The sequence below is a fragment of the Erwinia artemisiae genome, from assembly GCF_051400835.1.
GTDB classification, from domain to species: domain Bacteria; phylum Pseudomonadota; class Gammaproteobacteria; order Enterobacterales; family Enterobacteriaceae; genus Erwinia; species Erwinia aeris.
On record NZ_JBLFFM010000003.1, the window covers coordinates 272,958 to 298,120 of the forward strand.

21 protein-coding genes are annotated in these 25,163 nt (G+C 55.3%); 13 read left to right on the plus strand and 8 right to left on the minus strand.

Going from position 1 to position 25,163, the window contains the following annotated elements:
• Positions 1 to 31 precede the first annotated feature (31 nt).
• Positions 32 to 1,447, plus strand: coding sequence for a glutamine synthetase family protein (locus tag ACMGEE_RS09100; protein ID WP_253458453.1), 1,416 nt, complete (start codon positions 32 to 34; stop codon positions 1,445 to 1,447).
• 218 nt (positions 1,448 to 1,665) lie between these two features.
• The gene (locus ACMGEE_RS09105; protein WP_370734644.1) at positions 1,666 to 3,042 is read left to right on the plus strand and encodes an APC family permease; all 1,377 of its coding nucleotides are present in this window, start codon (positions 1,666 to 1,668) and stop codon (positions 3,040 to 3,042) included.
• 100 nt (positions 3,043 to 3,142) lie between these two features.
• Here the strand turns inward: ACMGEE_RS09105 and ACMGEE_RS09110 are convergent, their stop codons facing one another.
• On the minus strand, positions 3,143 to 4,402 hold the full coding sequence (locus ACMGEE_RS09110) for a 4-aminobutyrate--2-oxoglutarate transaminase (protein WP_436829932.1): 1,260 nt from the start codon (positions 4,400 to 4,402) through the stop codon (positions 3,143 to 3,145).
• A 109-nt stretch (positions 4,403 to 4,511) separates the two neighbouring features.
• Between ACMGEE_RS09110 and pdxR the strand changes: the two genes are divergently transcribed.
• Positions 4,512 to 5,984 carry a MocR-like pyridoxine biosynthesis transcription factor PdxR gene (gene pdxR, locus ACMGEE_RS09115; RefSeq protein ID WP_301250596.1) on the plus strand — a complete coding sequence of 491 codons (1,473 nt, stop codon included), beginning with the start codon at positions 4,512 to 4,514 and terminating at the stop codon, positions 5,982 to 5,984.
• Positions 5,985 to 6,376: 392 nt separating this feature from the next.
• The gene (locus tag ACMGEE_RS09120; protein WP_253458441.1) at positions 6,377 to 6,643 is read left to right on the plus strand and encodes a hypothetical protein; all 267 of its coding nucleotides are present in this window, start codon (positions 6,377 to 6,379) and stop codon (positions 6,641 to 6,643) included.
• A gap of 96 nt (positions 6,644 to 6,739) precedes the next feature.
• On the opposite strand, the gene ACMGEE_RS09125 is transcribed toward ACMGEE_RS09120, so the two are convergent.
• Complete coding sequence (locus tag ACMGEE_RS09125; RefSeq protein ID WP_253458438.1) at positions 6,740 to 7,537, minus strand: arylamine N-acetyltransferase family protein; 798 nt, start codon at positions 7,535 to 7,537, stop codon at positions 6,740 to 6,742.
• A gap of 194 nt (positions 7,538 to 7,731) precedes the next feature.
• On the opposite strand from ACMGEE_RS09125, the gene ACMGEE_RS09130 reads away from it, so the two are divergent.
• The gene (locus tag ACMGEE_RS09130; RefSeq protein WP_253458434.1) at positions 7,732 to 8,073 is read left to right on the plus strand and encodes a hypothetical protein; all 342 of its coding nucleotides are present in this window, start codon (positions 7,732 to 7,734) and stop codon (positions 8,071 to 8,073) included.
• Positions 8,074 to 8,783: 710 nt separating this feature from the next.
• Here ACMGEE_RS09130 and ACMGEE_RS09135 read toward each other — a convergent pair.
• Positions 8,784 to 9,716, minus strand: coding sequence for a LysR family transcriptional regulator (locus tag ACMGEE_RS09135; RefSeq protein ID WP_301250598.1), 933 nt, complete (start codon positions 9,714 to 9,716; stop codon positions 8,784 to 8,786).
• Positions 9,717 to 9,798: 82 nt separating this feature from the next.
• Between ACMGEE_RS09135 and ACMGEE_RS09140 the strand changes: the two genes are divergently transcribed.
• The 7 genes from ACMGEE_RS09140 (at position 9,799) to ACMGEE_RS09170 (ending at position 17,913) form a co-directional block, all read left to right on the plus strand.
• Positions 9,799 to 10,875, plus strand: a complete 1,077-nt coding sequence (locus ACMGEE_RS09140; protein ID WP_436829933.1) for a tartrate dehydrogenase — start codon at positions 9,799 to 9,801, stop codon at positions 10,873 to 10,875.
• Positions 10,876 to 11,532: 657 nt separating this feature from the next.
• A complete protein-coding gene (locus ACMGEE_RS09145; RefSeq protein ID WP_253458423.1) occupies positions 11,533 to 11,940 on the plus strand; it encodes a winged helix-turn-helix domain-containing protein in 408 nt (135 codons plus the stop codon).
• A 95-nt stretch (positions 11,941 to 12,035) separates the two neighbouring features.
• Complete coding sequence (locus tag ACMGEE_RS09150; protein ID WP_394148312.1) at positions 12,036 to 12,611, plus strand: fimbrial protein; 576 nt, start codon at positions 12,036 to 12,038, stop codon at positions 12,609 to 12,611.
• A gap of 50 nt (positions 12,612 to 12,661) precedes the next feature.
• A complete protein-coding gene (locus ACMGEE_RS09155; protein WP_301730033.1) occupies positions 12,662 to 13,363 on the plus strand; it encodes a fimbrial biogenesis chaperone in 702 nt (233 codons plus the stop codon).
• Between the two features lie 71 nt (positions 13,364 to 13,434).
• Positions 13,435 to 16,065 (plus strand): fimbria/pilus outer membrane usher protein, encoded by a 2,631-nt coding sequence (locus ACMGEE_RS09160; RefSeq protein WP_436829934.1) that lies wholly within the window; start codon positions 13,435 to 13,437, stop codon positions 16,063 to 16,065.
• A gap of 14 nt (positions 16,066 to 16,079) precedes the next feature.
• A complete protein-coding gene (locus ACMGEE_RS09165) occupies positions 16,080 to 17,222 on the plus strand; it encodes a fimbrial protein (RefSeq protein ID WP_436829935.1) in 1,143 nt (380 codons plus the stop codon).
• 52 nt (positions 17,223 to 17,274) lie between these two features.
• The gene (locus ACMGEE_RS09170; protein ID WP_253458409.1) at positions 17,275 to 17,913 is read left to right on the plus strand and encodes a helix-turn-helix domain-containing protein; all 639 of its coding nucleotides are present in this window, start codon (positions 17,275 to 17,277) and stop codon (positions 17,911 to 17,913) included.
• A 37-nt stretch (positions 17,914 to 17,950) separates the two neighbouring features.
• Here ACMGEE_RS09170 and ACMGEE_RS09175 read toward each other — a convergent pair whose 3' ends face one another.
• On the minus strand, positions 17,951 to 19,051 hold the full coding sequence (locus ACMGEE_RS09175; protein WP_253458406.1) for an NADH:flavin oxidoreductase/NADH oxidase: 1,101 nt from the start codon (positions 19,049 to 19,051) through the stop codon (positions 17,951 to 17,953).
• A 596-nt stretch (positions 19,052 to 19,647) separates the two neighbouring features.
• Here ACMGEE_RS09175 and mrdA point away from each other — a divergent pair.
• Positions 19,648 to 21,543: a penicillin-binding protein 2 gene (gene mrdA, locus ACMGEE_RS09180; protein ID WP_253458402.1), complete on the plus strand. Its 1,896-nt coding sequence runs from the start codon at positions 19,648 to 19,650 to the stop codon at positions 21,541 to 21,543.
• Positions 21,544 to 21,551: 8 nt separating this feature from the next.
• On the opposite strand, the gene ACMGEE_RS09185 is transcribed toward mrdA, so the two are convergent.
• From ACMGEE_RS09185 to ACMGEE_RS09200, 4 genes are read right to left on the minus strand one after another with little or no spacing between them, the layout of a single operon-like run.
• Positions 21,552 to 22,325 carry a heme ABC transporter ATP-binding protein gene (locus ACMGEE_RS09185; protein WP_253458400.1) on the minus strand — a complete coding sequence of 258 codons (774 nt, stop codon included), beginning with the start codon at positions 22,323 to 22,325 and terminating at the stop codon, positions 21,552 to 21,554.
• On the minus strand, positions 22,318 to 23,316 hold the full coding sequence (locus ACMGEE_RS09190; protein ID WP_370734636.1) for a FecCD family ABC transporter permease: 999 nt from the start codon (positions 23,314 to 23,316) through the stop codon (positions 22,318 to 22,320). Before ACMGEE_RS09190 ends, ACMGEE_RS09185 begins: the two co-directional genes overlap by 8 nt.
• Complete coding sequence (locus ACMGEE_RS09195; RefSeq protein ID WP_253458396.1) at positions 23,313 to 24,131, minus strand: heme/hemin ABC transporter substrate-binding protein; 819 nt, start codon at positions 24,129 to 24,131, stop codon at positions 23,313 to 23,315. Before ACMGEE_RS09195 ends, ACMGEE_RS09190 begins: the two co-directional genes overlap by 4 nt.
• A complete protein-coding gene (locus ACMGEE_RS09200) occupies positions 24,128 to 25,156 on the minus strand; it encodes a hemin-degrading factor (RefSeq protein WP_436829936.1) in 1,029 nt (342 codons plus the stop codon). The genes ACMGEE_RS09195 and ACMGEE_RS09200 overlap by 4 nt, the downstream gene beginning before the upstream one ends.
• Positions 25,157 to 25,163 lie beyond the last annotated feature (7 nt).

Consider the following 25,163-nt stretch of genomic DNA (forward strand, 5'->3'; position numbering starts at 1 on the left):
TTATCCCCTACCAAGCCAACAGCGGTGAATCATGGAAACTAACCTTGTAGCAGTGGAAAACTTTAAGCAGCCGGAAGAGAGACGGAGCAGCGCCTTCGCCAGAGAGGTCGAAGCCTATCTGAGCCGCTATCCGGATACCCATTACGTCGATGTGATGCTGACCGATCTTAACGGCTGTTTCCGGGGCAAGCGCATCCCGGTGGCGGCGCTGCGTAAGCTGGAGAAAGGCTGCTATTTCCCCGCCTCCGTTTTCGCGATGGATATTCTGGGCAACGTGGTGGAGGCGGCGGGCCTGGGCCAGGCATCCGGCGAACCCGACCGCATCTGTGTGCCCATCGCCGGGACGCTGACGCCCTCCGCCGCCGATCCACAGACCATCGGCCAGCTGCTGTTGACGATGCTGGACGAAGATGGCGCTCCCTTTGACGTTGAGCCGCGAAATGTCCTTAACCGCCTGTGGCAGCAGCTACAGCAGCGTGGACTGCATCCCGTGGTAGCGGTAGAGCTGGAGTTCTATTTACTGGATCGGCAGCGTGACGCCGAAGGCTATCTTCAGCCGCCCTGCGCGCCCGGCACCCAGGATCGCAATATGCAAAGCCAGGTCTACTCCGTGGATAATCTCAATCACTTTGCCGACGTGTTAAACGATATCGACGAGCTGGCGCAGCTGCAAAAGATCCCGGCGGACGGCGCGCTGGCGGAGGCGTCGCCAGGCCAGTTCGAAGTTAACCTGCACCATACCCGCAACGCGCTGGAGGCGTGCGATCATGCGCTGGCGCTGAAGCGCCTGATCCGGCTGGTGGCGGAAAAACATCATATGCACGCCACGTTTATGGCCAAGCCCTACGAGGAATACGCCGGCAGCGGCATGCATATTCATATCAGTATGCTGAACGACCAGGGCGAGAACGTGCTGGCCGACCGGCACGGCAACGATTCCCCCCTTCTGCAACGCTCGCTGGCCGGGATGATCGAGATGATGCCCGCCTCCATGGCGCTGCTGGCACCTAATATCAACTCCTATCGCCGTTTTCAGGCAGGCATGTATGTGCCGACGCAGGCTTCCTGGGGCCACAATAACCGCACCGTCGCCCTGCGCATTCCCTGTGGCGATCGCGATAATCATCGCGTGGAATATCGGGTCGCGGGCGCGGATGCCAACCCTTATCTGGTAATGGCGGCCATTTTTGCCGGGATCCTGCACGGTCTGGATAACGATTTGCCGCTGCCGCCGAAGGTCGAGGGCAACGGGCTGGAGCAGGACGGGCTGCCATTCCCTATTCGTCAGAGCGATGCGCTGTGGGAATTCGCCCAGCACGAGGCGCTCTGTGCTCAGCTCGGCGAACGTTTCAGCCACGTCTGGCACGCCTGCAAAAGCAACGAGCTAACGCAGTTTGAGCGGTTGATCACAGATACGGAAATTGACTGGATGCTGAAAAACGCCTGATGGCATCCGGCCTCAGGAAGAGCCTCGCCCATGCGCCCCGTCTGGAAACGAGCGCGCTCTCTGCCGGTTTTCCGGCCCGTACCGCCTGTCGCCGAAGGAAAAAAAGCGGCGGCGGAACGCCCTACATCATGAGGTTCGGAAATGGTGCATCTGCCCGTCCCGTATACCCTTAAGCCGCCCACGGCTGTTCTCTCAGCGCCGCCGCAAGGGGGCTGCTAATGGCTGCCGTCACTGAAGAAAGCCCGGCCAAACCGGGGCTGAGAAAATCCCTTAAGCTCTGGCAGATTGTGATGATGGGGCTGGCCTACCTGACGCCGATGACGGTGTTCGATACCTTCGGTATCGTTTCCGGTATCAGCAACGGCCACGTTCCCGCTTCCTATCTGCTGGCGCTCGCCGGCGTATTATTTACCGCCGTCAGCTACGGCAAGCTGGTGCGCCAGTTTCCCGAAGCCGGTTCCGCCTATACCTATGCGCAGAAGGCGATCAATCCTCACGTCGGCTTTCTGGTCGGCTGGTCGTCGCTGCTGGACTATCTGTTCCTGCCGATGATCAACGTGCTGCTGGCGAAGATTTACCTTTCGGTCCTGTTTCCGGAAGTGCCGCCCTGGATATGGGTAGTGGGTTTTGTGGCGATCATGACCGCCGCCAACCTGAAAAGCGTCAGCCTGGTAGCCAATTTCAATACGCTGTTTGTGCTGGTTCAGGTCGCGATTATCAGCGTATTTATTTTTCTGGTGATCCACGGTCTGTATCGCGGTGAAGGCGTCGGCACGGTCTGGTCGCTACAGCCTTTTATCAGCCAGAACGCGCACCTGCTGCCGATTATGACCGGCGCGACCATCGTCTGCTTTTCGTTTCTCGGTTTTGACGCCGTTACCACGCTCTCCGAAGAGACGCACAACGCCGGGAAAACCATTCCGCGCGCCATCTTTCTGACCGCGCTCTACGGCGGACTGATTTTTATTGCCGCCTCGTTCTTTATGCAGCTCTTTTTCCCCGATATCAGCCGCTTTAAAAATCCCGACGCGGCGCTGCCGGAAATCGCACTCTACGTGGGCGGCAAGCTGTTTCAGTCGATTTTCCTCTGCACCACTTTTATCAATACGCTGGCTTCCGGCCTGGCGTCTCATGCCAGCGTTTCCCGTCTGCTGTACGTGATGGGTCGGGATAACGTCTTTCCGGCCAGGGTGTTCGGCTACGTGCATCCCAAATGGCGCACGCCCGCGCTTAACGTGATTATGGTCGGCATCGTGGCGCTTTCCGCCCAGTATTTCGACCTGGTAACGGCGACGGCGCTGATTAATTTCGGCGCGCTGGTGGCCTTTACCTTTGTGAATCTCGCCGTATTTAACCACTTTTACCGCCGCGAAGGCCGCAATCGCACCTGGAAGGAGAAGCTGCATTATCTGGTGTTGCCGATGGTGGGCGCCGCCACAGTCGCGGTACTGTGGATCAACCTGGAGGCGACATCGCTGACGATGGGGCTGATTTGGGCAGTGCTCGGCGTGCTTTATCTGGCCTGGCTGACCCGCCGTTTTCGCCAGCCGCCGCCGCAGTTTAACAAGCTGCGAGCGGAAACGGGCGGGAAATAAGGCAGAACATTTATGGCCGCGTGATGCAGCCCGCTTTGGGCGTCAGTAGATGAAAGGTCTGTCGAAATATGCCCGGCCGCGTGACGCAGCCGGGAATGCCTTAAGCTTTCAGGATGGTGGTCAGAATAGTCAGCGAGCGGCTGAACTGCTCGTCCGGAATGGTCAGCGGATAAAGGAAACGGATCACGTTACCGTGCACGCCGCAGGTGAGCAGGATCAGGTTCTGCGCCAGCGCTCGTTGCTGAATATCGCGGGCAAAAGCGCTGTCCGGCGCGCCGGTTTCAGGATGATTGAATTCCACTGCAATCATCGAGCCGCGTCCGCGTACCTGAGCGATGGCGGGATGGCGGGTGCCGATAAGGGCTTCGCTGAGGGCCGCGCCGAGCCTGTCGGCACGCTGGCACAGCTGCTCTTCCTCAATGATATCCAGCACCGCGTGGGCCGCCGCAACCGCGATCGGGTTACCGGCATAGGTGCCGCCCAGCCCGCCAGGACCCGGCGCGTCCATCACTTCGGCGCGGCCAACCACGCCGGAAATCGGGAAACCGCCGCCCAGGCTTTTCGCCATTGTCAGCAGATCCGGTTTCGCATCCGGGTAGTATTCGCTGGCGAACACCTTACCGGTACGCGCAAAGCCCGTCTGGATCTCATCCGCCACCAGCAGAATGCCGTGCTCGTCGCACAGGCGGCGCAGCGCGCTGACAAATTCCGGCGGCGCGACGTTGAAACCGCCCTCGCCCTGAATCGGCTCAAAGATAATGGCGGCGACTTCCTGCGGCGCGATATCGCAATGGAAGATATCGTCCAGGCTTTGCAGCGCATCCTCCACGCTGACGCCGTGCAGCTCGTTGGGATAGCGGGCGTGGAACACCGAGCCGGGGAACGGGCCAAAGCCGGTTTTATAGGGCGCGACCTTGCCGGTCAGCGCCATCGTCATCATGGTGCGGCCATGAAACGCGCCGGTAAAGGTAATGACGCCGGGACGCCCGGTCGCGGCGCGAGCGATTTTCACCGCGTTTTCCACCGCCTCCGCGCCCGTGGTGAAAAAAGTGGTTTTCGCTTTGCCCGCTATCGGCGCCAGTTCGTTCAGGCGCTCCGCCAGCGAGATATAATTTTCATAAGGAATAACCTGGAAAGCCGTATGGGTAAAACGGGTCAGCTGCTGCTGCACGGCAGCGATCACTTTCGGATGACGGTGCCCGGTATTCAGCACGGCGATCCCCGCCGCGAAGTCGATGTATTCGCGCCCCTGCGTATCGATAAGCGTGGCGTTTTCAGCCTGCTCGACCAGAAAATCGCACATTACGCCCACACCGCGCGGTGTGGCGTCCAGACGGCGCTGACGGATGGAATCGTTCATGTTTTACTCCTCGTTACGGGAAGCCGGGTTGTACCTGAATTACCTTGATTTTTAGCGCTGATGGGGTGCTATTATCCAGAGCCAGTTTTGACTATTTTAGGGAGCCACTTTGCGCACACTCGTCGGTGATCTGGTCGCCTGCCGGCTTGGACAGACGGCCGCAGGCACGCTGGGCAAGCGTCTTTACGACGCCTTACAGCAATCCATTCAGAAAGGGATGCTTGCGCCCGGCACTCGCCTGCCCGCCTCGCGCGATCTGGCCGCCGAACTAGGCGTATCGCGCAATACGGTGATGGCCGCTTATGAGCAGCTACAGTCGGAAGGCTATCTCACCACCCGCGCGGGCAGCGGCACCTTTGTCAGCGCCAGTCTGCCGGAAAGCGATCTTTCGGCGGTGGAACGGATCGTTTCCGCCGACGTGCCATCAGGGCAGATCGCGCTTTCCCGCCGGGGCGAGCAGCTGCTGAACCGCGCCGGCGCCAGCCAGCGTCAGTGGGGAGCCTTTATGCCCGGCGTGCCGGACGTACGGCATTTTCCGCATAAAACCTGGCATAAAATCACGCGCCGCCTGAACCTGCGGCTGCCGGTAGAAACGTTGAGTTACTCGCAGCATGGCGGCTACGCGCCGCTGCAACATGCGCTGGCGGATTACCTGCGCGTGGCGCGTTCGGTTAAATGCACGCCGGAGCAGATCCTGATCGCTTCCGGGACGCATCAGTCGCTGGATCTGCTGGCGAAAATGCTCTGCAATCCCGGCGATCGGGTCTGGGTAGAAGAGCCGGGCTACTGGGGCCATCGCAGCGTGCTGGAAATCAACGGCCTGGAAACAGTGCCGATTGCGGTAGACGACGAAGGCATGACGCTGCCCGCAGGCGTCGCGCCGCCACGGCTGATTTGCGTAACGCCTTCCCATCAATATCCGACCGGCGCCGTGATGGGCCTGGCGCGTCGTCAGGCGCTGCTCCGCCAGGCGCAGGCCTGGGGCAGCATTATCATCGAGGACGATTACGACAGCGAGTTTCGCTTTGGTGAAAGCCCGGTACCGGCGCTACAGGGGCTGGCGCAGGATGAAAACGTCATCTATCTGGGCACCTTCAGCAAAACGCTCTATCCGGGGCTGCGCACCAGCTATATGGTGGTGCCCGACTCGCTGACGGCCCGCCTGAAAGTGGCCCATTCCGAACTTTACCGGGGCGGCTACGGCCTGACCCAGCTGGCGCTGGCGGAATTTATTCGTGAAGGCCACTATGCGGCGCACGTACGCCGTATGCGACAGCTTTACGGCCAGCGACGCGAGGCGCTGGTCGGGACGATCCGCCGGGAGCTGGGCGCGGAATTTATCGGCCAGGACAGCCATGCCGGCCTGCATCTGATCCTTGCGCTGCCGCCGGAAATTGACGACGTCGCCCTCGCTTACGTGCTGGAGCAACAGGGGATCTGGACTCGCCCGCTTTCGGTTTACTACAGGGGCGAGGCGAAAAGACGCGGCCTGATCCTCGGCTACGCCTGCGTAGAGGCGGAAGCAATGACGGAAACCTTTATGCCTGTCGTCCACGCCCTGCTGCCGCTGTTAGCAAAATGATCGGTGTCGGTAAGCTTTTCCGCCTGAAAAAACGCCCGCCCGGTGCAGGGTAAAAGAGAGCGACAGGCAGCGCATGGTCAATGACTTCCGGCCATTTTTCGGTAATTTATTTAAAAGGAATAAATATATAGATAATAAATAATTTAAATCACAAATAAATAATACTCACCATTCAAACTCACCCCGTTATTAATCATTCCAATATTTACCAACTGTAGTGCGCAATAAACTCCTGTTAAATTCATTAATAAGAAAGCACTGACAGGGATGCGCCCTTTATATCCAGGCTATTCGTGCGGATATATTCTATTCAGGAATTTTCGCCTTTACGCAAGCGGCAGAGATAAATATATTAACTCCGCTGTATTAACCTTATATACAAGGAGAAAGTAATGAGAGAAATCAGCCATAATGAAGTACAAATGGTTAGTGGCGCTGGTCTGACTGACGTTATCACCGGCCTGAACTCGGCTATGGAAAATGTCTCAACCAAACTGCAAACCACCGTTGATGCTATTTCTACCACGACGGATAGCTGGAGCATCAAAAAACTGACGCATCAGGCTATAGGATTGTCTCGCACCTATGCGAAGCTTTCCTTCCTGTCGAATATCCTGACCGGATTAACTACCCCAGCCGACAGCTCGTCTGCCGCGTAGTTTTGCGTGAAGGATCTGAATAAGGCAGGCCACCGGTCTGCCTTCATGCTTTTATGCCTTTATGCCTTTATGCTTTTATGCCTCTATTATATGATTTCAGCCAACTTTTTCGTAAATTGCCCGTATTTCCGTCTCGCTCAACACGTTGTCCGCCGTGAAAAAGGAGAGGATTAACGCGCGAAAGTCGGTAAAGGACGCGGCCTCCTGCTGCCTTTTCTCCTCTCCGTAGACGGTAAGATGCCGGTTGAACAGATTGGTTTGCTGCCCGTTTATTATTTTCGCCATCATCAAATTATGGCGAAACAGCGACTCGTCATACGTGGCAACAAAGTGGCTGGCGACAAGAATATCCGCCTGTTCGCAGGCGCCATCGGCAAACCGATACATCAACCGCCAGCTGCCGCCGCTTTTCATCGACAGCAGCCACTCTTCCTGGCTGAACCGCTCAAGACGGTAACCCTGCTGTTCGCCCGCCTCCAGCCGTAAAGGCGCGGTCAGGCTGACGCCGCCAAAACCGACATCCGCCAGATACCGCACGCCGTCGAGCGCCACGGTTAACAGCATATGCGTTTGCGGCGTCGCGTCCGGCTTATCCTGTCCCCACAGCACGCGTGCAAGGTGCGGCGTAACCCTGAAGCCAATTTCTTCAAGGATTTGTCGCAACAGCAGATTATGCTCAAAGCAGTAGCCTCCCCGCTGTTTGCTCAGCAGCTTGTCGGCAATCTTCTCTACGTCGATACTGACCGGCCTGCCCAGCAAAACCTCTATGTTTTCGAAGGGAATAAGAGCAGGCCAGCGCTGATGTAGTGCACTAAGGGTGGCGAAATCAGCAGACGGCGACGCGGAAAAACCAGCCAGCGCCGCAAAGCGGGAAAAGTAGTGATAGTTGTTCATAGCAACTCGTTCATGATGTTAAACCACCATGTTAGCAGTTTTGCCGCTGCCGGCTATTTTCGCAGGCCGCCGGGTTGATGGAAAACGTTCAATCCTCTTTCTTTTGTCCGCCTGTAACGGCAAAGGCGTTAACCTGGCGAAAAGGCGCCGGAAACGTTAAGCTCGCCGCCACCACTTCAGTAAAAACAACCTGTATGAAACGCAAAACTATCGCCATTGTAGCTTTGCTGGCTATCGTCGGCGGGCTTTATCTGACCTTCCTCCCTCCGGAGCAGGATCCGCACTATTATGCCGCCGCCTGCGTGGCGATCAAGGATATGCATGACACGCCAGACTCGGCAGATTTCCCTGACAAATTGCGCGAGGTGATTACCAACGAAAACGCTTCCTACGCGGTGGACAAAGTAGCTTTCGACAAGCATTCGGCACAGGGCGCAATTCAGCGTTACCGGCAGCTCAGCGAGCAGGATAAAAACCGAACTCGCCAAAGCATCGACGACTGTTTAAGCGTCATGCTGCCGAAAAAAACCGACTAAAGGGCCGGCGGCCTGCCGCTGACGGGCCGTTAGTCACTCAGGTTATGGATTATCTTTGTTACAGCATCTTTCACTACGTTCAGGGAGCAAGGGCAAACGGGTAACAGAGCGCTGTTACATATTCAGCCAATCGACTCAGCTTGTTACGGATCTGAAGGCGCTGCAATGTGTCTTCTTATTTGCATCTTTTTTGCAGCGGAACGGCTACCCACAGTTTCGGTAAACGCGCATATTTTTACTACCAATATAAATCACGTTTATTAAGATTTTCTGTAAATCTGTACACACCATGTAACCTCTGAACCTGCTATTAATAAGAAAAACAAGTGCCCGCCGCGCCCATTAATTAACGCCACTTAACTTGCCTTATACGCATTTATCTGTAAATCAACGGGACGGCACATTTTCCGATAGTTCCGCGTTAAAATAATCTTATTAAAATTATCATAAAGTCATCTGCTATCGCCTGCCAAGAGTGAAAGGGAAAATGCAAGCTGAATACTATTATGTGACCCAACGACCAGAACAAATGGATTTTCATCTGTTACACCGCCGAGGCTGCCAGAAAATGCCCGGGAAAAATAAGCTGGCGTTTATCGGCAGCTGCTATGCCCCTCTCCAGGCATTAACCGTGGCCAAAGCCCGGTTTGGCAACCGCGTAAAAGCCTGCTACTTCTGCTGCCAGGAACATCATGAGCGCGCAACCCCTTTTATTTCTTCTCGTCTGTAAATAGCGCTTCGAAACGCTCATGCAGATAGTCGGTAAAACAGCGGATCCTTTTTGGCGTCTGTCGGCTATGAGCATAAACCGCATAGATATCCGCTGAAGGCAGCTGATATGAAGTGAGCACCTGAACCAGCTTGCCGGCCAGGATCGCTTCGCGTGCATCCCACCACGAGCGCAGGATCAGACCATGGCCATCCAGCGCCAGGCGCATGGCAACCTCACCATCATTTGTGGTCAGGCTTCCCTGTACTTTCTGCCGATGCTCTTTACCCGCCTTGCTGAATCGCCAGATAGCGGCATCCGACTCATGCTGGCGCAGCACAATACAATTATGCTGCGCCAGATCTTCAACGCGCTGTGGTACACCATAACGGGCCAGATAGTCCGGCGAGGCGCATACCACGCGATAATTAGCCGCTATACGGCGTGCAATCAAACGGGAATCCGGCACGCTGCCTACGCGGATATCCACATCTATACCTGCATTAAGGAAGTTCAGCGGCTGGCTGGATAGCTGTAAATTAAGCGTTAACGCCGGATGTTGCGCGGCAAAATCTGAAACCAGAGGCGCAACGTAACGACGTCCAAAACCAAAGGAAGCGTTGATATGTAAGGTGCCGTGTAGCATAGCGCTTTCGCCGCCCAGCTCCTCTTCCAGCTGCGCCAGCTGGCTGAGGATCGGCTCCGCGCCTTCGGCGTAAAGCAGCCCTTCCGGCGTCAGCTCCAGGCGTCGGGTAGTTCGTCTGACCAGCTGTACGCCCAGCTTCTCTTCCAACTGCGTCAGTCGTTTACTGACGGCCGGCAGGCTTAATCCCAGTTCCCGGGCGACCTCCGTCAGGCTGGTCAGTCTGGCTACATGGGTAAAAAAGCGCAGATCCTCGCTGGTTGTCGCCAACTCTTTACCTTTAGTTAACATTGCATTGAATTCCAGGCTAATTATTTAACCATAATGCTGCAATAGACTCAGGGCGAAAAGCTAACTTTCCAGGAGAAGCGCAATGTCCGTAGCAAACTACAAAATTGCCGTGATCCCCGGTGACGGGATCGGCAAAGAGGTGATGCCGGAAGGCGTAAAGGTTATCAGCGCCGCCGCAGAAAAATTCGGCATCGTGCTGGAGTGGGTCTGGTTTGATTTTGCCAGCGCGGACTATTATCAGCAGCACGGTAAAATGCTGCCGGACGACTGGTTTGCCTTACTTAAGCCGTTTGACGCTATCTACTTTGGCGCCGTCGGCTGGCCCGAAATCGTGCCGGATCACGTCTCGCTGTGGGGCTCGCTGCTCCAGTTCCGCCGCCAGTTCGATCAGTACGTTAATTTGCGTCCGGTGAGGCTGCTGGCCGGCATCAAATCCCCGCTGGCCGATCGCCAGCCTGGTGACATCGATTTCTACGTGGTGCGTGAGAATACCGAAGGTGAATACTCCAGCGTTGGCGGAACGATGTTTCCCAATACGGAGAGAGAAATTGTTATTCAGGAAACGGTAATGACCCGTACCGGCGTGGACCGCATTTTAAAGTTCGCCTTTGAGCTGGCGCAAAAGCGTCCGGCCCGCCATCTGACTTCCGCCACCAAATCCAACGGCATTGCCATCACCATGCCGTGGTGGGACAGCCGCGTAGCGGCGATGCACGAGCATTATCCCGACCTGGCGGTGGATAAATACCATATTGATATTCTGACGGCGCACTTTGTCCTGCATCCGGACAGGTTCGATGTGGTTGTCGCCAGCAATCTGTTCGGCGATATTCTTTCCGATTTGGGGCCGGCCTGCACCGGAACCATCGGCATTGCGCCTTCCGCTAACATTAATCCTGAACGTACCTTTCCCAGCTTATTCGAACCCGTACATGGCTCTGCACCGGACATCGCTGGTCAAGGCATCGCCAATCCGATAGGTCAAATCTGGTGCGGCGCGATGATGCTTGAGCATCTGGGCCATAGCGAGTCGGCGGAAGCGGTGGTAGCAGCCATAGAACGCGTGCTGAGCAGTGAAGATAAAATACGGTTAACCCCGGACATTGGCGGTACGGGGAAAACGGCGGATCTGGGCGCCGCTATCGCCGCCGCGCTGTAAATAACAGAGGAGAGAGATAACTTTCTCCTTTTTGCTATTTTACTGAAGAAAGAAAATTATTCTGTGCAACTATTGTAAAAATAAAAAAATATGAGACTATTCCCATTAAAAACACCAACCAACTATGAGCTATAAAATATCAACCATTAATTCAGGCCTGAGAATAATCCTGGCTGGCAGGCCAGATTACTTCACTTACCTGAACCATTAGTAAAAACGTTATTTTTAATTTTTAACCATAGCCTGACACTAACGTATGACAATAACTAAGGAAAAATTTAATTTTTTTTAGTTACCGGAATCGACAAGTGTTAAAAAAAGACGTTATGATTGTGAATCATTAGCAGCAATGGCAGAAATCATCTAATATTTTATTCTAAAATATCAGGCTAAAATAGATTTTCCGTTTGATGATCGACTTACCCCTTTTGACGAAATAAAAACCTTAAACACCTGCATGCATTGATATAAAAAACCACAAAAAAAACCTTAAGTAGCCATTCCCCCCTTTAATTAACAAATAATACCCCCTTTATAAAAGAATAAAGTAAGTGTTGAGATAGATTTATCTCAACAGTTACTATAGCCGCACTCAGGAAAGAGTTCCCGTTTGACACGCCTTGTAAAAGTCGGTCTGGTTTTCATGGAGGAAAGGTAATGGATTGGGAAAGCGCAAAAGTCTACGGTTACATGATTGAGCCCGACATCCAGGTTAATATTAACCAGAGCCGGATCATTAATATCAAACTACTGGCAAACGAAAAGGGCACCAGCGCAATAAAATTAAGAAAAACCATGATGCGCCTTTTTATTTACCTGCTGGAAAATGCCGACAGTAAAGTTATCGGCAATGAAGAAATATTAACCAATGTGTGGGACAAGTATGGCCTGAGCTCTTCATCACAGCGGCTCTGGCAGGTCATGCACTGCCTGAGAAACAAACTTTCAACGCTTGGTATTGCTGAAGATTTTATCACCCGGACAGAAGAGGATCACGTCAGGGGATTCTGCATTAATAAAGAGCGCGTCACGCCTATTTACTACTTCGATACTAAGAATTTGTAGATAAAACCACTGCAAATACTTTCCCCTTAGGGAAAAATAACAATCCCAACGACAAGATGGGATTTATTTTAACATGATGAAAATAAGGATGTTCAATGAAAAAATTGCTGATTGCTGCTGCGCTGGCAACCGCGTTTACCGGCGTGACTGCCCAGGCGGCTTCTACTTCTACAGACTCTTCGGGCACCATTACCTTTAACGGCCAACTCACCTCCACCACCTGTAAGGTAAATGTCAACGGTTCAGGTAATTCAGACGGTAATGTTGACCTGCCGGTGCTTCAAAACACTGCTCTGCCCTCACAGGGTGCTACCGCAGGTGATACTGCTTTCAATATGCAATTGACGGACTGCACGCTTGCAGACGGCATGACGGCAGTATCGGCTTACTTCCAGGATGGCGTTACAGTTAATCCTTACGGTCGTTTGACAAACCAAAGTACGGCCACGGAAAAGTCAAACGTTACGCTGGAGCTGTTAGATCGTACCCAGAGTAATGCCAACGTTATTACTATCGGTAGTAACAGCCAAATAAGTAATGCGATTTATGAAACCGTAAAAGATAACGCTGCAACGTTAAATTACTCTGTTCGCTACTATGCAGAAGAAGAGGGTGTTGCTAGCGCAGGTATGGTTAGCAGCAGCGTGGTTTACGCTCTTCAGTATAAATAAAACCTCCCCGCAGAGAGACGCCGTCTCTCTGCTTTTTACAGAAGGTTAGTATGAATAAATTTTCTCGCTTATTTTTGTCCGGTTTAAACGCTTCTTTATTGCTGGCGTTTAGCTACACGGCTTCTGCCAGCGTAGTGATTACCGGCACCCGGGTTATTTATCCCTCAGACGCCAGAGAAGTCAGCGTAAAATTAGCCAATAAAGGGAAAAAGCCGGTGCTAATCCAGAGCTGGATCGATGACGGCGATGTAAAAGCCAAACCGGACACTATCCATGTGCCTTTTGTCCTGACGCCGCCTATCAACCGCGTGGAGCCGGAGAAAGGCCAGACGCTGCGTATCAGCTATACGGGAAAGCCGCTGCCGGCCGATCGGGAAAGCATCTACTGGCTGAACGTTTTGGAAATTCCGGCTAAAAACCCGTTGCTTAAAGACAGCAACCTGCTGCAAATGGCCTTTCGCTCGCGCATTAAATTCTTTTTCCGTCCCGTCGGTTTGAAAGGAAACGCTAACGATGCCGCACAAAAAATTGTCTGGAAAAAAAACGGGCAGCAGCTGATAGCCAATAATCCTACGCCTTATTATATCTCGCTGACCAATATAGTTATTAACGATAAAAATACCGAGGCAGATACGATCGCGCCTTTTTCTGAAGCCAGCTTTACTGCCGCAGCAAACCCTGGGGAAAAAATAAAGGTAAATTATATCAATGATTATGGCGCCTCTATCAGCGTCGATGCGCAAGTCAATTAATGGATATTCTACTCTACGTCATCGGGACAGATTAATGACGCTTAATCAGGTTTTTTATAAAAAGGATTTTTATGGAAAACGCCTCGCCACAAGGAAAAAGATGGAAGCAAGCGCAGCTGGTGTTGCTCCTTCCTTTTATTTCTTCAGCCTATGCGATCGAACCTTCCCCTTCTGCACCGCAGGAAGTTGCCAAAAATGTTGAGTTCGATCCTACATTTCTTAACGTCAGCGACGGCAGCGCTATCGATCTCGGCCGCTTCGCTAACGGTGCGGCGGCGTTGCCCGGCATCTATCGAACGGCGGTTTACGTTAATAATGACCTGCTGGGAAATTACGATATTGAATTCAGCGCCGATAAGAACAAAAACGTTCTGCCCTGCTTAAAAGAAGAGCTGATAAAAAGAATCGCCTTCGATGCAGGCCGGATACCCGCAAATTTTTTTGAGCAGGATGAGCGCGGCCGGGGCTGTTACGATCTGAAGAAAAAAATTCCCGAGATCGCCGTCAATTACGACAGTAACGAACAGCGGCTTGATATTATCGTTCCGCAAATTTATATGGCGCGAAACGCGCGAGGAGCGATAAGCAAGGACCGCTGGGACAGCGGCATTCCGGCAGCGCTACTGGCTTATAATGCCAGCGCCTACACCAGCGAAAGCGGGGGAACCCGCTATCAATCCGTCTATGCCAGCATCCGGGCGGGATTAAATATCGCCAGCTGGTATCTGCGCCATAACGGCAGCTGGAACTGGGTTGAGCACGGCCAGAAAAAATATAGCGCCCTTAATACCTATGTGCAGCGGGATATTCCCGCCCTGGAAAGCCGTCTGCTGGCTGGCCAGGCGAATACCTCAGGCTTGCTGTTTGAAACGTTGCCTTTTTCCGGCGTACAGCTGGCAAGTGATGAAAGAATGCTGCCGAACTCGCTGCGCGGCTATGCGCCAGAGATCCACGGCGTGGCGCGCACTAACGCCAGGGTGACCGTACGTCAGGGCAGCCAGGTTATTTACGAAACCACCGTGCCGCCGGGCGAGTTTTTGATTAACGACCTCTATCCCACCGGCTACGGTGGTAATTTAGCGGTCACCGTTCGCGAGTCTGACGGCAGCGAACAATATTTTGAAGTGCCCTACTCCTCTGTCGCCCAGCTGCTCAGGCCGGGCAACAGCCGCTACTCCGTTACCGCCGGCAGGTTGCGCAGCAGCTCGCTGTCGGAAAAGCCCGCCCTTTATCAGGCTACGCTGCAATATGGCCTGACCAATATGCTTACCGCCTATGGCGGTTTCCAGGCGAGTCAGAACTACTATGCGCTGCAATCGGGCCTGGCGCTTGGTACCGAAATCGGCGCTTTTGCGCTGGATGCCACTCAGGCCCGCACCCATCTGGGCGGGACCGCCGAAGATACGACGACATCCATGAGCGGGCAGAGCTTTCAGCTCAGCTACAGCAAAACCGTCAGCGCTACCAGCAGCAAAGTGTCGCTGGCGGCCTACCGTTTTTCCACCAGCGGCTATATGGGATTTATGACGGCGATGCAGACGCGGGAAGCGGTTGCCGACGGGCTGTCAACCAGCGCAATCTGGCGCGCCAAAAACCGTTTTATCGCTACGGTCAGTCAAGGGCTGCCGGAACGCTGGGGAACCCTTTACGCCAGCAGCTCGCTACAGGATTACTGGAACCGCGACGGCAACAGCAAGCAGTACCAGCTGGGCTACAACAATCGCTATAAAAATCTCTCATGGGGTCTTAGCGTTAACCGCACCTGGACGCTGTACGGCGAGGCCGAGAACAACTATCTGCTGAACTTCAGCCTGCCGCTGGGCAACAGCAGCAGCTACACGCCCCAGCTGCGTGTTGATTTAGCGCATAACAGCAACGGGCGAACCTCAGAACAGGCAGCCATATCCGGCACGGGCGGTAAGCTTGGCCAGTTTTCTTACGGCGTCAGCGCCGCCAACGCCAATCAGGGCACGGGCAGCAGCGGCACGGTTAATGGTACATGGCGCAGCGCCGTTTCTTCTTTGAGCGCTTCGTACGGCAAAGGCAGCAACTATTACAGCGCGTCTGGCGGGATGAGCGGCACCGTTATTGGCCATTCCGGCGGCGTGACGCTAACGCCTTACACCTCCGATACCTTCGCGCTGGTCGAGGCCAAAGGCGCCCAGGGCGCCAGCGTTTCGTCCTATCCTGGCGTTCACGTTGACTGGAACGGCTACGCTGCCGTGCCCTATCTGGATCCCTATCAGCTGAACGAAGTCACGCTGGATCCTGGCGGGGCCGCCAGCGATGTGGAGCTGGATACCACCTCGCTGAAAGTAGCGCCGTTATCAGGCGCCGTAGTGAAGCTGAAATACGGCACGCGCAGCGGCACAGCGGTGCTGATTGCGGCCACCTTCCAGGGTGAGCCTGTGGCCTTCGGTGCCGAGGTGCTGGACAGCAAGGGCAACCATGTCGGTACCGTCGGCCAGGGCGGCGAAGTCTATGCACGCGTCCAGGCGCAGCGGGACAAGCTGCGTGTTAAATGGGGAGACGCGCCGGATATGCAATGCAGCCTGAGCTATATCCTGATGCCGCAGGCGGAAACCGACCGCCAGCGTGAAATACCGCGTTTTGAAAGCGTTTGCGAAGCCATTGAAAAAACCGCGCAGCCAGAGGGAACCATGGCAGAGGCGCCGCCGACATCCCGTCAAAGTCACAGTTAATACGGATTGAAGACATGAAGAGTCGTTTAATACAAAAATATTGCCGGTCCGCCCTGTTACTCGCTCTGCTGGCTATGGCCACGGTCTGGAGCCAGCAGGCTTTTGCCCTGAGTTGTCGCCTGCTGGAAGGCGCTGGCGTTATGAATTTTACGCTGCCCTTACAAAGCAGCAATCTGACCATCGGGCCAGGGGTCAGTAACGGCACCGTTATTTATCGCCAGTATTTTAAGCCCTCCCGGCCTACAAATATTTATTGCGATAATACACAGAGCTATCAACCCACTATTAGCTGGTATTACAGCGATCTGCCTAACAATGCGTCTGACTGGTCAGACAGCTCGTTTCGCGCCGGCAAAGTGTATGAAACCGGCGTAGCGGGTATAGGCATAGCTATTTATACCTATAACCTGACCTACTATTCCGTTCCTTTCAGCTATCAGCCATGGCAGGGAGAAACTCAATACGACAGTAACGTTTGGCAAGCGCAAGGCGGCTTTGAATTTGACGTGGTGCTGATTAAAACCGGCACGATCACACCCGGCACGCTTATCGGATCGCAGCTGCCTACGGTGAAATATGATTTTGAGGCGCCGGGTATTTCGGCGATAAATTTAGGGAGCCTGAACTTTTCCGGGGCGATAAATATCGTTTCGCAAACCTGTCAAACGCCGGACGTCACCGTCGAGATGGGAAAATATGACATCGCTGAGTATTTTACGGGAACAGGGAAAACCACCGAATGGAAAGATGCCACCATTAACTTAGTTAACTGCCCTCGCTTTTACGGGACGCTGAACGACGGCAGAAATACCTGGACTTCCGACAACGGCGCCAGCGGCATGGGTGCTATCACCAACAACATTTTAAATCTGACGCTGTCACCTAATACCGCCATTATCGACAGCGCTAACGGTATTCTTGGCATAAAAACGGGCAGCGGCAGCGCCACAGGCGTCGGCATTCAGATGGCTTATGGCAATAAATCTGATGCTTCTCCCTTGCTGGTAGATTTTGCCAGCAGCAAGGATTACAGCATGCAAAACAGTGCGGCGACCACGCAGTCTATGCCGCTTGTCGCTCGTTACATTCAGACCGAATCGACCGTAAGTGCAGGAAGAGCAGATGCGACCGTTACATTTACCATTAACTACTACTGAAAAAAGCGAGGTTTTTTTTCAGCTGTAACAGGGACAGGATAAAGAGGGATTTATGTGCATATATGTTATTTCCGACGATATGTACTTTGTGGCCGGGCTAAAATACTTTCTGGCGGCAAATGGCATAGCGATGCAAGGATTTAGCTATGAAGGCTGGCTAACTCAATTCCGCCCCGGTAAGTTAACAAAAGAAGATACCGTGATCATTGATATCAACTTTACTAATTGCCATACCAAACTGGGCATGGCGAAAAATATTGATTATTTCGGTATCAATATTGTTTTTATTGTCGACCTTCCCTTACAGGATGAGCATAAAGGCTTTCATCCTTACTGGCTTATCTCCAAGAAAAGCACCTTTAAAAAATACATTCCTTTATTAAAAGCTATCCCGAACTATGAAGCTTCACACTACAATCAGCTCTCCCGAAAGGAAACGCTGATCCTGAAAGAGCTGGCTTCCGGCCACTCGGCTATCTTTATTTCCCGAAAACTTAATATTTCGGTTAAAACAATTAGCTCGCATAAGCAGAATGCGGTACGCAAACTGGGGATGATGAAAATCAACGATATGGCACTGGTCTGCTATAAAGAAATTCTTAATCTTTATTCCGGCTTCAACAAGAGCTATCTGGGGTTGCGGGATCCGCCATCGTGGCGCGCAGCATCGTCGCTTTCCCGGCTACAGTAGAAAGCGGCAGAAGGTCGCCAGACCTTCTGCCAGGGTTTTACTCGCTAACGCGATAGCGCTCCAGCCAGTGTGCATAAGGCGCTGGCAGCACCCATGAAGGCTGCTCTTTTTTCAGCGCCCGCGCGGCCTGATAGGACCAGTTAGGGTTGGCCAGGTGTGCTTTACCAACCATGACCAGATCCAGCTGACCTTTCTCAACGGCTTCGTTAGCAATTAACGGCGCATCAATACCCCACGCGGAAGCCACCGGAATATCCGCTTCACGGCGCACGCGCTCGGCAACTGGCGCCAGGAAAGCGGGGCCCCACGGAATATTAGCGTCCGGCGTGGAGAAGCCGATGCTGACGCTGAGCAGATCCAGGCCGCCTTCGCGGAATTTTTTCGTCAGCGTAATCGCCTCTGTCAGCGTCTCTTCGTCACGACCGTCGTATTCAATCACGCCGAAACGCGCCGTCAGCGGCAGGTTATCCGGCCACTGTGTACGTACGGCAGCCAGCGTTTCCAGCAGGAAGCGGCTGCGCCCTTCGAAATCGCCGCCATATTGATCCTGACGCTGGTTAGCGTGCACGGAGAAGAAGCTCTGTGCCAGATAGCCATGTGCGAAATGCAGCTCCAGCCACTCGAAGCCGGCATCACGCGCGCGCTGTGCCGCCACGGCAAAATCATCGCGAACGCGGGCAATCTCTTCCAGCGTCATTTCGTGCGGCACCTGCGGCAGGTTAGCACCGAAAGCGGTAGCGGACGGCGACAGCGTTTCCCAGCCGCGCGGGTCGGTTTTCGCGATATGATCGTCGCCTTCCCACGGACGGTTAGCGCTGGCTTTGCGGCCCGCATGGGCAATCTGAATACCCGGCACCGCGCCTGCCGCCTTGATATCACGGGCGATGATCGCCAGTTTCTCAGCCTGCTCGTCGTTCCAGATACCGAGGCAGCCGGGCGTGATACGCCCTTCCGGCGCAACCGCCGTCGCCTCGACAATCACCAGACCTGCGCCGCCACGGGCCAGGCTGGCATAATGAACGCGGTGCCACTCGTTGCTCAGCCCATCTTCAGCGCTGTACTGACACATTGGCGGTACGGCGATACGGTTGCGTAACGTCACGTCTTTTAAGGTAAAAGGGGAAAATAACCCTGACATAAAAACCTCTTAATGGATGGCGGTAAAACAGGTTGCCTGATGACAACGTCATGTCGGTCGATTATTACGCCAATGCTGGCAACTTCACTAAGCGGTTAATGCTGATGCTGTACGCAGGGTGGGTATCAGCGTCAGCCGTGGTCACAGGCCGATCTTTTCCGCTTAACGCAGGCGGCTTTCCGCAGGCCAGGCAAAATCAGCAATAAATTTGGGTAACGGACTCAGACTGCTCCAAAGAGGCCTGTTCGTAAAAAATATAAAACGCCCACGTCGAATTAGCCCCGTATGGCTGATAGCCAAAAATAATAAACAGAGCGGAAAAATAATTTGAATTTTATAGTCACGGCGCGTTATCAGCAGAAACAGCATTCTCGTTTAATGGTCATAAATTTTCGCCAGAAGGCGGAAAAAATAAATATTATTTATGAGCAGCGGCAGCGGTAATAATCATCACTCTTTTAAAAAAGGCAGCCATTCTGTTACAACTTCAACAAATGTCACACTTTACCTGGCCGGGACGCATCTTTCAGGTCGTGATTTGTGGCGTAATCTCTATCATGTAGCGGGTAAATAAAAGACTACCTGATTGGCAGTGAATGAAATTCAGAGATTTTGCAGAAGAAGAAAAGCTGTTTGTTCGCAGGGCACTGGTGGCCTTTGGCGTTGTGCTGGCGGGTTTTGTCACGCTTGGCATCAATCTCTGGCATCTGCAGATTGAGCAAAATCAGTACTATCAAACGCGCTCCAATCAAAACGATATCAAGATGATCCCCATCGCGCCCACGCGTGGGATTATTTTCGACCGTAACGGTACGCCGCTGGTAAAAAATGTTACCTGGTATGACATCGAAGTTGTGCCTTATAAAGTGCATGATATGAAGGCGTTACTGGCTGAACTGACGCCAATAGTCGATCTTTCCGCCGACGATATCGAGACGTTTACCCATAATCTGCACAACGCCAGCCGCTACAAGCCGGTGGTGTTGAAAACCGAGCTATCGGCGGAAGAAGTGGCCCGTTTCTCTGTTAATCAATTCAAGTATACCGGCGTCGATATCAACAGTTATGAAGATCGCCAGTACCCCTACGGCCCGGATCTGGCACACGTGGTGGGGTACGTCTCTAAAATAAACGACAGCGATTATAAAAGGCTGGATAAAGAAGGGATTAGCGAGAACTACGCCGCCGACCATAATATTGGCAAACAGGGGATTGAAGGTTATTACGAATCGGTACTGCATGGCAAAACCGGCTATCAGGAAGTGGAAGTGGATAACCACGGCCGGGTGATCCGCGTGCTGAAAGAGGTGCCGCCCGTTGCCGGTAAAAATATTTATTTGACGCTGGATCTTCCTTTACAGCAGTACGTGGAGACGCAGCTGCCAGGCCAGCGGGCCGCCGTCCTGATTGAAAATCCCAAAACCGGCGAGGTGCTGGCGATGGTGTCCAGTCCCAGCTACGATCCCAACCCTTTTGTGAAGGGCATCAGCTATAAAGCCTACAAGTCGCTGTTGGCTAATAAAGATCTGCCGCTTATCAACCGCGTAACCCAAGGGCTTTATCCGCCAGCCTCCACCGTTAAGCCTTATATGGCGATGTCGGCACTGCTGAATCACGTCATTACGCCGCAAACCAGCTTCTACGGCGCGCCGACCTGGACGCTGCCGGGCACCGAGCGCAAATACCGCGACTGGAAAAAAACCGGACACGGGATGCTGGACGTAACCCGCGCGATAGAAGAGTCGGCGGACACCTTCTTTTATCAGGTGGCTTTTATGATGGGTATCGATCGCATTCATACCATGCTCAGCCAGTTCGGCTACGGTAAATCCACCGGCATCGATCTCAACGAGGAGTACAACGGCCTGCTGCCAGGCCGCGAATGGAAGCAAAAGGTGCATAAAAAGAGCTGGTATCAGGGCGATACCGTTTCCGTCGGCATCGGCCAGGGCTACTGGATTGCCACGCCAATCCAGATGGTGAAAGCGATGGCCACGCTTATTAATAACGGGCGCGTTATCCAGCCTCACCTGATGTATGAGGAAAAACAGGGTAAAAACGTCAGCCTTTGGCAGCCGACGCTGCCCGCTCAGCAGGTCGGCGATCCTGACTCGCCGTACTGGGGGATCGTACGCCGCGCCATGTTCGGCATGGCCAACGCGCCAAACGGCACCGGCTATAAATATTTCCATACCGCGCCTTACGGCATTGCGGCGAAAAGCGGCACCTCGCAGGTGTTCGGCCTGAAGCAGAATCAGATCTACAACGCCAAAACGATCCCGATCCGCCTGCGCGACCATATTTTCTATACCGCCTTTGCGCCTTTCGATAAGCCCAAAGTGGCGATAGCGCTGATCCTGGAAAACGGCGGCATCAACGGCGTCACGGCCGCGCCGCTGGTAAGAAATATTCTCGACCACATCTTCCTGCCGCCGGATGTTAAACCGATGGCCCCTACCGCCGATCCACAGAGCAACCTGACCGCGCAATAGCCCGGCCGCTAGCGCCGCAGCATAAGCTGCGGCGTGGGGCCGTGATGATAAACCTGTAGCTCGGCCCGATACCAGCGCGTCAGCGTCGGTTCGGTCATCACTTCCGCTGGCGTGCCGCTGGCGACTCGCCTGCCCTCGTGCAGCAGCAGCATGCTGTCGGACCACAGCGCCGCCAGGTTCAGATCGTGCAGCACGCAGCAAACCGCCAGCTGCCCTTTACGGCTGAGTCGATGCAGCAAACGCAGCGCATGCTGCTGATGGTAGAGATCCAGCGCCGAGGTCGGCTCGTCTAAAAATAACCAGCCGCGCGGGCCATCGTCGTGCCAGAGCTGCGCCAGCGCCCTCGCCAGCTGCACACGCTGCTGTTCGCCGCCGGAAAGCCGTCGATAGTCGCGCGTGGCCAGCTCGTCGCAGCCGGTCAGCTGCATCACTTCGTCCAGCATCGACGAACTGGCGCGGCCAGGCCAGGGCGCACGTCCCATCGCCACCACCTCGCGCACGCTGAGCGGAAACTCGACGTGGCTTTGCTGCCTCATCACCGCCCTGACGCGCGCCAGCCGATCGCGCGGCCAGCTATCCAGCGCCTGGCCGTTCAGCAGGCACTGACCTGAATCCGGCGAAAGATAGCCCGTCAGCAGCCGCAGCAGCGTGGATTTCCCCGCCCCGTTCGGGCCAATCAGAGCGACCATTTCGCCCGGCGTCAGCGTCAGCGAAACCCGATCGATCAGCAGCCGTGCCCCTGAGCGGCAGGAAAGATCGATCGCCTGTAAAGCATCAGTCATATTCACCCTCCCGCCGACGCAAAATCAGCCATAAGAACCACGGCGCGCCCAGCAGGCTGGTCAGCAGGCCAACCGGCATTTCGGCAGGCGCCACCAGCGTGCGCGCCAGCGTATCGGCTATCAGCAGCAGTATGGCGCCGAGCAGCGCCGAAGCGGGCAGCAGCCAGCGATGATCGCCGCCGGTGCCCAGCCGGATCAGGTGCGGCACCACCAGGCCGATAAAACCGATCACGCCGCTGACCGCCACCGCTGCGGCCACCATCAGCGCGCTGAGCACCAGTACGATGCGCTGCGTGCGTTGCACATCGACGCCCAGATAGTGCGCCTCTTCATCACCCAGCTGCAGCAGATTGAGCCGCTTTGCCTGCCACTGCGTCGCCAGCAGCGCCGGCAGGATCAGCGCGGCGCTGGCCAGCACCGTTGACCACTGCGCCTGTCCCAGCGATCCCATACCCCACAGCGAAAGCTGACGCAGCTGCTGATCGTTGCCGATCCAGGAGAGCAAGCCGACCGCAGCAGAGCAGAGCGCGTTGATAGCGATGCCCGCCAGCAGCAGGCGAGAGAGCGTGGTGCGGCCGTGACGGCTGAGCAAAAAAATCATCAGGGTCACGGCCAGGCTGCCGACAAAGGCGGCCAGCATCGGCCACCATAAAGCCAGCACGGCAGGCAGCGTCAGCGGCATCACTACGGCCAGCGCCAGCGCCAGCGACGCGCCGCTGCTGATCCCCAACAGGCCGGGATCGGCCAGCGGATTGCGAAACAACCCCTGTAGGGTCGCGCCGGAAACCGCCAGGGCGCTGCCGACCAGCACCGCCAGCAGCACGCGCGGCAGGCGGATAGTCCACCAGATCTGCCAGACCAGGCTGTCGGCGGACGCCTGCCAGACCATCGGCAGCGACAGCCGCATCGCGCCCATGCTGGCGGCAAAAAGCGCCGTCGCCACCGTCAGCGCAAGCATGATCCCCAGCCCGCGCGACGTCATTTTCCTCATGGCAGCGTCGCTTCCGCCGCTTTACGCAGTTTGCCGATAGCGCCCGGCGTTTGCAGACCAAAGCCCAGCAGCGCCATATCGTCCACCACCAGCAGGTTGCGCTGCTTGCCCGCAGGCGTCAGCGCCAGTCCCGGCAGCTGCCAGATACGCTCTTCATCGCCCATCGCCTTCAGGCCGTCTTTGCCAATCACCACCAGCTGCGGCGCGCTGGCCACGATACCTTCCTGGGTCAACGGCTGGTAGCGCGGCACCTGCCCCATGGCGTTAATCAGCCCCGCGCTGCGAATGGCGCTGTCCGCCGCCGTCTCCGTTCCCGCCGCCATCGCCTTCATGCCGCTATGATTAAGGATAAACAGCACTTTGACCGGCAGCGGTTTTTTCGCCATTGCGGCCAGCTGGCTGTCCAGCCTGGCGTCCAGCGCTTTGCCTTCCTCTTCTTTATGCAGCGCGCCTGCAACGGTAGCGATTTTTTTATGGATCGCCTGGAGCGTCGGCTCGCCCGTTACCGTGACCACCCTGACCCCGGCCTGCTCAACCTGCTGTAAGGCCAGCGAGGGTTTAGCCAGCTCGCTGGCGATAACCAGCGTGGGCCGCATCGCCAGGATGCCTTCCGCATTCAGCTGACGCATATAGCCCACGTCCGGCAGTTTGGTCGCCAGCGCGGGCCGCAGGCTGGTGGAGTCCCGTGCTACCAAAGTTTGCTGGGCGTCCAGCGCGTAGACAATCTCAGTGACGTCGCCGCCGATCGTTACCACTCGCTCTTCCGCCATCAGCGCAAAAGGCAGCGCCAGCAGCGCTATCAGCCACAGCCTCATACCGTCGCTCCTTGCTTCGTCAGCCCGGCGATCTGCTCGCGCCAGCGCGCCTGTTCCGGCTGGCCCTCGGTGCGCTGACCAAACAGCTGGGCGATCTGCGTGCCGTCGGCGGCAAACAGCTCCAGGCTGGTGACAAAGCCGTCAGCCGTGGGCTTACGGGTGATCCAGCTTTCCGCTATGCGATCTGCCATCAGATGCAGCGTAAAGGTGGGATTGAAAATGTTCAGCCAGTTTTCCCTCCACACCGGCTTCTCCACCACGCCGGTAAAGATCTGCACGCAGCCGCGATTGCCGACGAAAATCATGATCTCGTTGCCGTCCTGGCTGGCCTGCCGTAGCAGCTCGCCGGGCGCGCTGTTGTCCACCCGCTGCGCCAGATCGTCGGGAACGGCGCGGAAAGCCTGCTGGCGCGAAACGCCGTGCCGGTTCAGCAGGCCGAAAAACTGATGCACGTTAGTCATCGCCCGCCATTGCTGTTCAATAGCCGCGCTGTCCGGCTGCGGACTAACGCTGGCAGGCGTCACCGGGATCACCTCCAGCTCCGGCGTTTCCATCAGGCGATAGTCGGCGATCAGCGCCTGCCAGGCCGCCATATCGGTGTTGGGCGTGGCGTAAATTTTCAGTACCGCGTCGCCGTGCGCGTCAAAAATCTGAATGCTGTGACGTTCGCCGCGCGCCGTCTCCTCACGCAACGCATAGGCGCTTTTCCAGCGCTGCGGAAAGATCCGCTGGTCCAGCGCGCGTGGGTTCAGAACCAGCCCGGCGTGGCCGCCCAGATGCAAATTCTCGTAGCGGCCAATTTGTTCATGCACGGCAAAGGCGTTGCGGGTAATCGATTTGGTTTCGCCCACCGCTTCCAGCGTGGCCAGCAGCGCACTGAAATCCGGCCGCAGTGCCGCCGCGTCGAAAGCGGTGCGGGCATGGGTCAGCTCGGCTTCGCTGACGTCCAGCAGCGCGGCCAGGTCGCGGGCGTATTTTTTCGGGTGGTCGGCTTTAAGCTGCCTGTAACGTTGTAAAAGGTTCATCGCTTGT